This window comes from Thermodesulfobacteriota bacterium (assembly GCA_039028315.1).
Lineage (GTDB): Bacteria > Desulfobacterota_D > UBA1144 > Nemesobacterales > UBA2774 > CR02bin9.
On sequence record JBCCIH010000082.1, the window covers coordinates 1 to 9,746 of the forward strand.

The 9,746-nt window shown below is 38.5% G+C and carries 12 protein-coding genes and 2 tRNA genes; 5 read left to right on the forward strand and 9 right to left on the reverse strand.

Annotated elements, in window-relative coordinates; genetic code table 11:
- On the forward strand, positions 1 to 358 hold a 358-nt coding region (locus tag AAF462_06465; protein MEM7008766.1), incomplete at its 5' end, for a sodium:calcium symporter.
- Between the two features lie 112 nt (positions 359 to 470).
- Here AAF462_06465 and AAF462_06470 read toward each other — a convergent pair.
- The 6 genes from AAF462_06470 to panB all read right to left on the reverse strand — a co-directional run bounded on the left by AAF462_06470 (position 471) and on the right by panB (position 5,694).
- Positions 471 to 1,259 carry an aspartyl/asparaginyl beta-hydroxylase domain-containing protein gene (locus tag AAF462_06470; GenBank protein ID MEM7008767.1) on the reverse strand — a complete coding sequence of 263 codons (789 nt, stop codon included), beginning with the start codon at positions 1,257 to 1,259 and terminating at the stop codon, positions 471 to 473.
- A 35-nt stretch (positions 1,260 to 1,294) separates the two neighbouring features.
- Entirely contained in the window at positions 1,295 to 2,617 is a 1,323-nt protein-coding gene (locus AAF462_06475; protein ID MEM7008768.1) for a CDP-alcohol phosphatidyltransferase family protein, read from the reverse strand.
- A 4-nt stretch (positions 2,618 to 2,621) separates the two neighbouring features.
- On the reverse strand, positions 2,622 to 3,395 hold the full coding sequence (locus AAF462_06480; GenBank protein MEM7008769.1) for a phosphocholine cytidylyltransferase family protein: 774 nt from the start codon (positions 3,393 to 3,395) through the stop codon (positions 2,622 to 2,624).
- 236 nt (positions 3,396 to 3,631) lie between these two features.
- A complete protein-coding gene (gene panD / locus AAF462_06485) occupies positions 3,632 to 4,021 on the reverse strand; it encodes an aspartate 1-decarboxylase (GenBank protein ID MEM7008770.1) in 390 nt (129 codons plus the stop codon).
- Between the two features lie 28 nt (positions 4,022 to 4,049).
- Positions 4,050 to 4,889: a pantoate--beta-alanine ligase gene (gene panC / locus AAF462_06490; GenBank protein MEM7008771.1), complete on the reverse strand. Its 840-nt coding sequence runs from the start codon at positions 4,887 to 4,889 to the stop codon at positions 4,050 to 4,052.
- 7 nt (positions 4,890 to 4,896) lie between these two features.
- Positions 4,897 to 5,694 (reverse strand): 3-methyl-2-oxobutanoate hydroxymethyltransferase, encoded by a 798-nt coding sequence (panB, locus tag AAF462_06495; protein MEM7008772.1) that lies wholly within the window; start codon positions 5,692 to 5,694, stop codon positions 4,897 to 4,899.
- Between the two features lie 256 nt (positions 5,695 to 5,950).
- Between panB and AAF462_06500 the strand changes: the two genes are divergently transcribed.
- The 3 genes from AAF462_06500 (at position 5,951) to AAF462_06510 (ending at position 7,025) form a co-directional block, all read left to right on the forward strand.
- Positions 5,951 to 6,739, forward strand: coding sequence for a PhzF family phenazine biosynthesis protein (locus tag AAF462_06500; protein MEM7008773.1), 789 nt, complete (start codon positions 5,951 to 5,953; stop codon positions 6,737 to 6,739).
- 79 nt (positions 6,740 to 6,818) lie between these two features.
- A tRNA-Cys gene (locus AAF462_06505) sits at positions 6,819 to 6,893 on the forward strand.
- A 45-nt stretch (positions 6,894 to 6,938) separates the two neighbouring features.
- Positions 6,939 to 7,025 (forward strand) — tRNA-Leu (locus AAF462_06510).
- Positions 7,026 to 7,142: 117 nt separating this feature from the next.
- Here AAF462_06510 and AAF462_06515 read toward each other — a convergent pair.
- The 3 genes from AAF462_06515 to AAF462_06525 form a co-directional block, all read right to left on the reverse strand.
- The gene (locus tag AAF462_06515; GenBank protein ID MEM7008774.1) at positions 7,143 to 7,340 is read right to left on the reverse strand and encodes a hypothetical protein; all 198 of its coding nucleotides are present in this window, start codon (positions 7,338 to 7,340) and stop codon (positions 7,143 to 7,145) included.
- A 156-nt stretch (positions 7,341 to 7,496) separates the two neighbouring features.
- Positions 7,497 to 8,504 (reverse strand): class 1 fructose-bisphosphatase, encoded by a 1,008-nt coding sequence (gene fbp, locus AAF462_06520; GenBank protein ID MEM7008775.1) that lies wholly within the window; start codon positions 8,502 to 8,504, stop codon positions 7,497 to 7,499.
- A gap of 71 nt (positions 8,505 to 8,575) precedes the next feature.
- Positions 8,576 to 9,163: a CvpA family protein gene (locus AAF462_06525; GenBank protein ID MEM7008776.1), complete on the reverse strand. Its 588-nt coding sequence runs from the start codon at positions 9,161 to 9,163 to the stop codon at positions 8,576 to 8,578.
- A gap of 139 nt (positions 9,164 to 9,302) precedes the next feature.
- On the opposite strand from AAF462_06525, the gene AAF462_06530 reads away from it, so the two are divergent.
- Positions 9,303 to 9,746: DUF2130 domain-containing protein (locus AAF462_06530; GenBank protein ID MEM7008777.1), on the forward strand; the 444-nt coding region annotated here is incomplete at its 3' end.

Here is a 9,746-nt window from a genome sequence, read left to right on the forward strand (position 1 = left end):
TCAGACATTGGACGAGTGGGATTTTTGGGCCGGCACAATAGGAATCGTGATCTTCGGTCTGGTTGAGATTTTGATGTTCATGTGGGTATTTGGGGGAGAAAAGGCATGGGCTGAAATGAACAGGGATAGTAAGGTGAAAATCCCAAGGATCTTTTACTATGTCTTAAGATATATCACGCCCCTATTTATGTTTGTACTTATAGTTTGGTGGAGTGTTGAGCTATTGCCAGAAGAACTTGAGAAAACTAGCTGGACCATTTGGACGGCTAGAGGGTATCTTATATTTCTTTTTGTAGGTCTTTGGACACTTGTGATCTTAGCTGATAGAAGGAGGAAGAATAAACAAAATGAGTCTTGATGCGCTGATTTTTATGCTATGTGCCTGGGGTTTTACAATAGGTCTTTTGACCTTCTGCATTATCACTCTTATGAAAAACCCCTCAGAATAAACTCTATATATAATTAAAGAGTTACTGCTTGTAGAATTCCTTTTCCCACTCTTTGTGTTTATTCTCAGCTTCTTTAAGAAATGGAGCAAACGCCGCAGCACTTACAACAAGTTTATTGAATAGACTAAATGGAAACTTCACCGGTCTTATAAAGTCTACAAATAAAACTGCTCTAAACCCGTCTGTATCGTTCCAAACCTCATGATTAAAGGTATCATCAAAAACGATACTCTCACCCTCATTCCAGTGGGTTATTTGCTTGTCTATTCTGATCTTGCACTCTTCTTTTGGCTCAGGAACTTTTAACCCTAAGTGATATCTTAACACTCCGTTGTAGGGACCCTTATGAGCAGGGATGTGTTTTTTTGGAGACAGGATGGAAAAGAAAGCGGTTTTCATGCCCGGTATCCTTTTTAACAAACGAACGGTCTCTGGACATTTCTTAGCGTTAGCATCGCTCTCTAGTCCATAGCCCGCAAGAAAGAACGTTTTCCAGTTATTGTCAGTCGTTATAGTTTCAACCTCGGGCATAATTTCGTGGAAGCTAGGAAGATCCTCTCTTCTTTCCATTACGGAGTCAAGCTCTTCTCTGATTTTCCCCCAGTTATCTTCAATCTCTTTAACCCAAGGGAAGGTCTCATTGTCATATATAGGCGGGTTTCCGTATTTAGCAAACCTTACGTTAAAGTCCTCGACCATTTTTATGAATGATGCAAGAAACCCGTTCGCATATTCCTTTGTTTCATAATCAGCTTTTCTATACTCTTTAACTTCGCTTTGTTCTTGTGGTGTTTTATTTTCTTCGCTCATTTTTATACCTTCTTTAATAAGTATTTATATTTTTTTTAGTATTCAATCTGTTTTTCAGGCTTCACCCTACGAAGCTTAATTATATCCTCAATTTGGTGAAGAAAAAACATTATTGCCGCAAGCGTGGTAATACCCACTACCCAAGGATAGCCACCAACAATTGCAATACCTAGCATTGCTATAGAATATACATTCCTTCTTCCCATTGGTCTAACTATTTTGATAACTTTTCTCAAAATAGATGTATTTTGATCTTCAACAAGGCTGTCCACCTTAAAATATGCAACTAAACTTCCTGAAGTTGTGTATCGGGTTAGGAAATAGAATGACCATATTAAAAAGAACGCAAATATAAACAGAGTAATACCGCCCATGATTAGAGCTAAGCTGCTACCTGAAACCAAGTAATAGCCCAGTGGGGCTCCGATTAAAAATGATAACACTGTGAATTGATCCGAAATCGTATCCACCCATTCACCTTCTTTGGTTTCCATAAGCTTGACTCTGGCAACCTCGCCGTCGCAGCGGTCAAGTATGGTTGCTATGTGCATAAATAGAGCACCAATAACCGGGTGTCCTAGTGCGTAAAACACTCCGCAGAGTGAACCTATTATATTAATGCCAATGCTTATCATGTTAGGAGAAAGAGGAGTTTTTACAAGCTGACGGCTTGTTGGAAGAGAAAATTTACTGTTTATATTTCTGGATATCCAGCCGGTGGCTGTTTTCCCAACATAATTGAAAATCAGATCCTCGGCCTCTTTTCCAGTATCCTCATCCTCATTTAGTCTCATCCAATATTTTCCTGAGAACTTTCCATACTTAGCTTTGCCGCTTTCAACTATTTCAGATACTAAGTTTTTTATTGATTTCGTTTTTGAAAAGCTTTTATTCAATAAGTTTCCGCCTGCAATATATGCCCCAACAATTCTTCCCCCATTTGGAGTTATTTCCTCAACCTTATCCCCATTAGCTTTAACCCATAAATCATCCGATGTATCAGCAAGTATAGATATCTCAGTTTTTTTCAGCTCGCTTTCCATAAAACTTGAAAGTGCATCTGGCGTAGTGAGCAAGTTTGACTGGAGTATTAAATATGGAACAGAGTCAAAATGTATTTCTTCGTCTAAAGTTATCCAATTGATTGTGCTTTCAATTCTTTTGTCATTGGAGAGTAAGTCTTTTAAAATGGAATCACTGTCTTGGGTGATTATGGTGAAATGCTCAATGCCAGCTCTTTGAGCAGTTATAACTAGGCGTTTAATTTGTGGGAGCGAGCCGAATTCGATACTTCCGTACCTGTTCAGGTCTGTGTCCTCAATACCTGTTCCGGCCGCTACAACTATTGCATGGTCCATTTCGTCAGCTTGTTTCTACTACTCTTAGGACCCTTTCCTGATAGGATTTCTTGATGAATTTATCTGAGTTAAGTCTTGCTTTAAATAAATCACTCGGATAATCAACATCCATCCAGAATAGGTCGTCTATGTCGAGTGATTTTACTTTATAACCTTTTTTAATAAGTCTATGAATGGCAGAAATATACCATTTGTTCTCAGCACCGCCAGTTCTCATTTCTTCTTCTATTGACCTTTTTAGAAGTTCCACTCCAGTGTCTCTGAAAACCCTTACACCCACAGACTCTGCAGATGCTCTGCTGGTTAGCGTTTTACTAATATCAACAATTTTGCTTTCCTGGATAATAACCTTCATGTCTTCTTCTTCGTAATTACTTTTGCGTTTAACAGGAAGGCAAATTTTCTCATCTCTCATTCTAAGTGCTTGTTCTAAAACATCGATTTCAAATACATCATCCCCGTTCATTACAACCATATCGTTGTCCATCTCTCCTCTAGCAATCCACAGAGAAATTAGACTATTTGTAGTTTGATAAAATGGGTTATACAGGGTTTTAATCTTCATACCTAGGCCGTCATAGTTTCTAAGAAAGTTCTCAACCTTCTCAAAACCAAAGCCCACGACAATCACAATCTCATCAATCCCGCATTCTCTTATATGATTTATTTGATGCTCAAGTATTGTCTCGCCGCCGATTTCTAGTAAGCACTTTGGAATGTACTTTGTGTACGGGTAAAGCCTTTTGCCTCTACCAGCTGCAAGTATGACCGCTTTCATTATATATCCTCTCCGCTATAGAAAACTGAGGTTTATTCGTATGTAACTTAGATATAAAACTTAGATCGGATACAAACTAGGTACCCAAGATCCTCCTTTAATATCCTAAATGTATAACCTCGATTGTGGTTTATGTCAATATTTGAGATGCATTTCCTGACATTTTGCTTCAGGTTTATGCTATATTCGTTTAAAAATGTCTTTGTTTCTGTTTTCTTTACTAAAAACTATAAAGTTTAGCTTCTCGCAACTTTAAGTTTTTTAGTCTCGGGCTTAATGCTTGTGATATTATTGCCCTCATCAACATAAATGAGTTTAGGTGAATGACTTTTGCATTCTTGTTCATCATATGTAGCAAAGCTGGCAACAATAAGACAATCTCCCTCTCTTGCAAGATGAGCTGCTGCTCCGTTAACGCACATAACATTTGAGCCCCTTTTCCCTTCTATTACATATGTCGTAAACCTATGGCCATTTGTAATGTTAAAGATATGAACCTGTTCATAGTGTAGAAGATCTGCTGCATCCATTAGATTTCTGTCTACAGTAATGCTGCCTTCGTATTCCAAATCAGCCTCGGTCACAATAGCCCTGTGTATCTTTGATTTGAGCAGTGTTCTGTCCATTTCTTATCTCCCCTTATAATTATATACTCTAAAGCTTGGTATTATCAATAAGCCGCGCATTCTCAAGCCTTGCCGCAACGGCCACAATATCTCCTTTCTTTACTAATTCATCTTTTTCTAGTGTTAATGCATCTCTTATTTCTAGATAATCAATATTTTCAATTCCAGAGTCCTTAAGTACTTCAAGACCTAAACCTATTAATTCTGAATTCCTTTTGTTACCGCTATCAAAACTACTCTTAATTTTTTTTAGAGATTTTGAAAGTGATAGCGCCTGATGTCTTTGCTGTGCCGATAGGTAAGCATTTCTTGAACTAAGCGCTAACCCATCCTCTTCTCTTACTATAGGCATTCCAATGATCTCAACTTCAAGGTGAAGGTCTTTGACCATTTTTTTTATGATCTGTAACTGCTGATAGTCCTTCTCGCCAAAAACTGCAAGATCGGGTTTGACTATGTTAAATAGTTTCAACACAACAGTGGATACGCCTCTAAAGTGTCCCGGTCTGTGCTCACCGCAAAGAGGCTTTTGAAGATTTTCCACTTCTACAAAGGTCTCAGCACCTTGCGGGTATATTTGCTGAACATCAGGATAAAACACAGCATCTACTCCTAAAGGTTTAATTTTTGTAATATCTCCCTCTAAGTCTCTAGTATATTTTTCATAGTCCTCATTGGGTCCGAACTGCGTTGGGTTTACAAAGATGCTAACAACTAAAAAATCACCTCTTTTTTTTGCCTCTCTCATTAGGCTCAAATGTCCATCATGAAGAGCTCCCATAGTCGGAACAAATGCCACGGATCTGCCATCTTTCTTTATTCTGTCTGAAAGGTTCTGCATATCTTTTACTGTATTGATGATAGCTATCTGAAAATCAGTCATAAGAATGCTCCGAAGCTGGGAAAGAACCTGACTTAACTTCATCTATATATTCTTTTGTTGCTTTTTTCATAGTTTCTCTAAGCTCAGCATATTTCTTTACGAACTTAGGTAGGGGCTCTTCAGACATTCCTAGCAGATCATGAATAACCAATACTTGCCCATCACAGTCAGGGCCCGCGCCTATTCCTATAGTAGGTATATCAATTGATTTCGTAATTTTTTTAGCAAGTTTTTGCGGGATGCTTTCTAGTACCAAAGAGTAAGCACCGGCATCTTCAATCTCCTTTGCCAAAGCGATCAGCTTTGAAGCCTCATCTTTTTCCCTTCCCTGTAGCTTATATCCGCCCATATCGTGAACTGATTGAGGGCGAAGGCCTATATGCCCCATCACCGGTATCCCTGCTTTTCTTATTTCATAAATTGTATCTATGTAGTTCTGTGTAATCTCAAATTTTACAGATTCTGCTCCCGTTTCTTTGATGAACCTGCCCGCATTTCTAACTGCCTCAGTCACAGATGTTTGAAAAGACATAAATGGCATATCTGCACATATATGTGCGCTAGTTACTCCTCTTGAGACTATCTTTGTGTGGTAGAGCATTTCCTCCATAGTTACTGAAAGAGTATTTGGCATGCCTTGAATAACATTACCAAGCGAGTCTCCCACTAAGATAATGTCAACTCCTGCTTCATCTACGATTTTCGCAGTAGGAGCGTCATAAGCTGTAACCATTGCAATCTTTTGCTTTTTCTTCATGGAGCTTATATCTGGGGCAGTTGTTTTTTTCATCTCGATGCTCTTAACGCAAAAAAGCCAGATCAGGCAAAATGCCCTACTGGCTTATCCATTTAAATTTATTAGGTACGGCTGTGTTCCGTCCTGAGTATTTATATCTCAATTATCTCCTCCGTCTCGGTCTTGAAATTAAGATCCAAGCGGCAATGCCTTTAAATAAAAGCCTTTATAAAATAAAGGCAGATCAGCAAATGTCAATAATTACTATATATTTTTTTGCATTACAGAAATCTTGGAGTTAAATATTAATATGGGTGCTAAAATCTACCAGGTTAATGCTTTTGCAGATAAACCATTTTCAGGAAATCCGGCAGCTGTATGTATTTTAGAGTGTGATGCCGAAGAGAGTTGGATGCAAAGTGTTGCTTCTCAGATGAATCTCTCAGAAACTGCCTTTGTATACACAGAGGCGGACGGTTTTAATCTTAGATGGTTTACACCTACAATAGAGGTTGATCTATGTGGTCATGCAACTTTAGCAAGCGCCCATGTACTTTGGAATGAGGGGTATTTAAACTTGGATAAGGTTGCCAAGTTTAATACTAACAGCGGTTTATTAACTGCTTCAAAGAAACAGGACATGATCATACTAGATTTTCCGGCCGAACCTCAAGATGAGGCAGAAATACCCATTATGTTTAATGAAGCTATAGGAGCAGATCATATTTACGTCGGCAAAAACAGGTTTGATTATTTAGTGCAAGTTGAGTCAGAAGAAGTCGTGAGGAATCTGGAACCTAACTTTAATTTGATTAAACAAATTTCAGCCAGAGGAATAATAGTTACATCTATTTCAAGCTCGGATGAATATGATTTTGTATCAAGGTTCTTTGCCCCAGCTTCTGGTATAGATGAGGACCCTGTGACTGGTTCGGCCCACTGCTGTCTTGGACCGTTTTGGCAAAAAAGGCTTGGCAAAAATGAATTTAATGCTTACCAAGCATCTAAAAGAGGCGGCACTATTTATGTCGAAGTTCTTCAGAACAGAGTCTTGGTTGGCGGAAGAGCACATACTGTATTTAAAGGCGAGATGGCTTGAAAATCTAAAAAGATAGTTCATAATACCATTCTTTGCTTGAGAGGTGAGTTAGTCCTAGCAATTAAAATGAATTAATTCAGGCGGCGTAGCCAAGTGGTAAGGCAGCGGTCTGCAAAACCGCAATGCCCCGGTTCGAATCCGGGCGCCGCCTCCATAAATAAATGATTCTGCAAACTTACTCAAAAACTCAGACACATCTGCCCGGGTGGCGGAATTGGTAGACGCAAGGGACTTAAAATCCCTCGAGTTCACACTCGTGCCGGTTCGAGTCCGGCCCCGGGCACCATTTCCACAATTAAATAGCGCCGTGCCGCTCATGAATATGTGAATCTACTGTTATTATGTGATTATTCGGGTTGTATCTTTTAAGGTTACATATGATAGGAAAGAAAAATATCAGAAATCAGTTTAAAACCTTTTCCTCTTCTTCTTCATCGTCCCAATCTTCGTCGTCATCCCAATCGTCATCATCATCAAAAAAGTCATCATCCTCATCCCAATCTTCATCTTCATCTAGATCTTCGTCTTCATCATCCCATTCTTCGTCTTTATATAATAGTGCTGTTTGATCTAATAATAGTAATTCGAGCTCAAAACTCATTGCCTTCTCCTGTACTAATGATTTATCTGAAAAGTTACATTCTGCCATAAAAATGTCAAGAAAATATTAAGGGCAAAAATCTAATTCTCTAGTGCGAAGAATAAACAGAAATAATGTAAGAATTATAGTGCGTTACATAGATATAAAGTGTGATGCCTATTGACCATTTTTTAAAAACTCATGGGCTTTTGATACCATTTCGCTCGAGCCGATAAATATCGGGGTTCTTTGGTGAAGCTCATTGGGTTCGAGATCCAATATGCGGTTATGACCATCAGTTGCCATACCACCTGCTTGCTCAACGATGAAAGACAGCGGGTTACATTCATAAACTAGTCTTAGCTTCCCTTGAGGATAGTCCTCAAGCGGGGGATAAATATAAATCCCGCCTGTGATCATGTTTCTATGAATATCCGCCACCATAGATCCTATATATCTTGCAGAATAGGGCGATCCTGTATCTTTGCCAATTGATTTGCAATACTTGATATAATCTCTAACACCTTGAGGGAAATTATAAAAGTTTCCGGTATTTACTGAATAGGTTTTTCCATCCTCTGGTATTGTAAAATCCGGGTGTGATAGACAAAACTCTCCTATCGACGGATCAAGCGTAAATCCGTTTACACCATGCCCGGTGGTGTAGACAAGCATAGTAGAGGATCCGTAAATAACATATCCCGCGCCTGCTTGCTCTGATCCTTTTTGCAAGAAATCTTCAGCAGTGCAGGGGCTTCCTATCGGTGATACTCTTCTGTAAATAGAAAAGATAGTTCCTACTGATACATTGACATCTATATTTGATGACCCGTCTAAAGGATCAATTGCAACAATATATTTCCCATCCAAGGATGCTTCACCTTTAAATGCAATATATTCATCGTTTTCCTCTGAGGCTACTCCGCAGCAGTGTCCGCCAAGCTCAAGTGAGGCAATAAAAGTTTTATTAGCTAGTATGTCTAATTTTTTTACTTCCTCACCTTGTACATTCGTATAGCCGGTTGTGCCAAGCACATCAACCAGGCCTGCTTTATTTACTTCTCTGTTTACAATCTTGGAAGCAAGCGCAATATTTCTAAGAAGCCTGGAAAGCTCACCTGTTGCGTATGGGAAATCAGTTTGTCTTTTTATTATGAATTCATCTAGAGTTTGAACGCCTATCATAGCGGTTATATTACCGAAATTCTGTGAATTAGGAAAATTTTGTGCTTGATCAACAATAAATTTAGTGCTCTTTAATTATTTTGATCATCTAAAATCTCTTTTAACTTTGGGGAGTCTTGTATCCTCATAGCAGCCTCTAAACCTTCTTTGCGGATTAACTCTCTTGACCTTATAAGACTTTGTCGTAAGTCATCCGGCAACCTGCTCTTTATTTCTTCATATGCTGAAAATAGGTAAGGAATAGTAGTAGAATTTGATATAGTTGGCGAGTCTTTGGGAACAAAGAAACTAGCTGACGATACAAACAAGAACGCTACCACAGCACCAATAATTAAACCAAGCGCAGCTCCTGCTATTCTATTGAGCCAGCCAAGATGAATGGTGCCTATAAGCTTTGTTACAAGCCAGCCAAGAATTTGAATAACAAGATAGCCGGCAAAACCAACAATTAAGAAAGCACCCACGTTTGCTATCGACTCATTATTTACAAGGTTGTCTCTTATAAACATTTGAGCGAATACATCATAGAAAATTATTGCTACGATCACTCCGCCAATCAGAGCTGCTATGGAAAATACCTGCCTGACAAGACCTCGTGTCAGCCCCATTAGCACAAAGAGGAAAATGATTATATATACAGTAATATCAATCCAGTTCATGTTTTTTCTTTTCTATATCTCATACAGACAGCATTGGATTATATTAGCATGCTAGACTACAATAATACAAAGAGCCCATTTTAAGATCTAGGGTACTAAACAGTTATATCATATTAATCATATGTGCGGAGGGTTTTTTATGGATAGCAATGAGATTAAAGTTACATGTCCTGAGTGCAATAGCACAATTGAAGTGGACAGAATACTTCATCAGCAGATAGAAGATAAAATTAAATCTGACTACGAGAATAAAAGCGCAAAAGAGCTCAAAAAGCTAAAAGAGGAACAAGAAAAACTAAACAAAGATAAAGATGAACTTCAAAAGACTATCCAAGACCAAGTTGCTGAGAAGCTCGAGTCTGAAAAACAAACGCTGCGGGAAAAAATCAAAAGTGATATAGAATCCCAGCAAGCAGAACAGCTAAAGCTTTTAAATGAGAGTTTAGAAGAAAAATCTGCCCAGCTAAAAGATTTTAATAAAACTAAGGCAGAGATTGAGATAATAAAAAGGGAAAAGGATGAGCTTGAAGATAAAGTCAAAGCAGAGGCACAGCACAAGCTAAATGAACAGCTCGCAATTGAA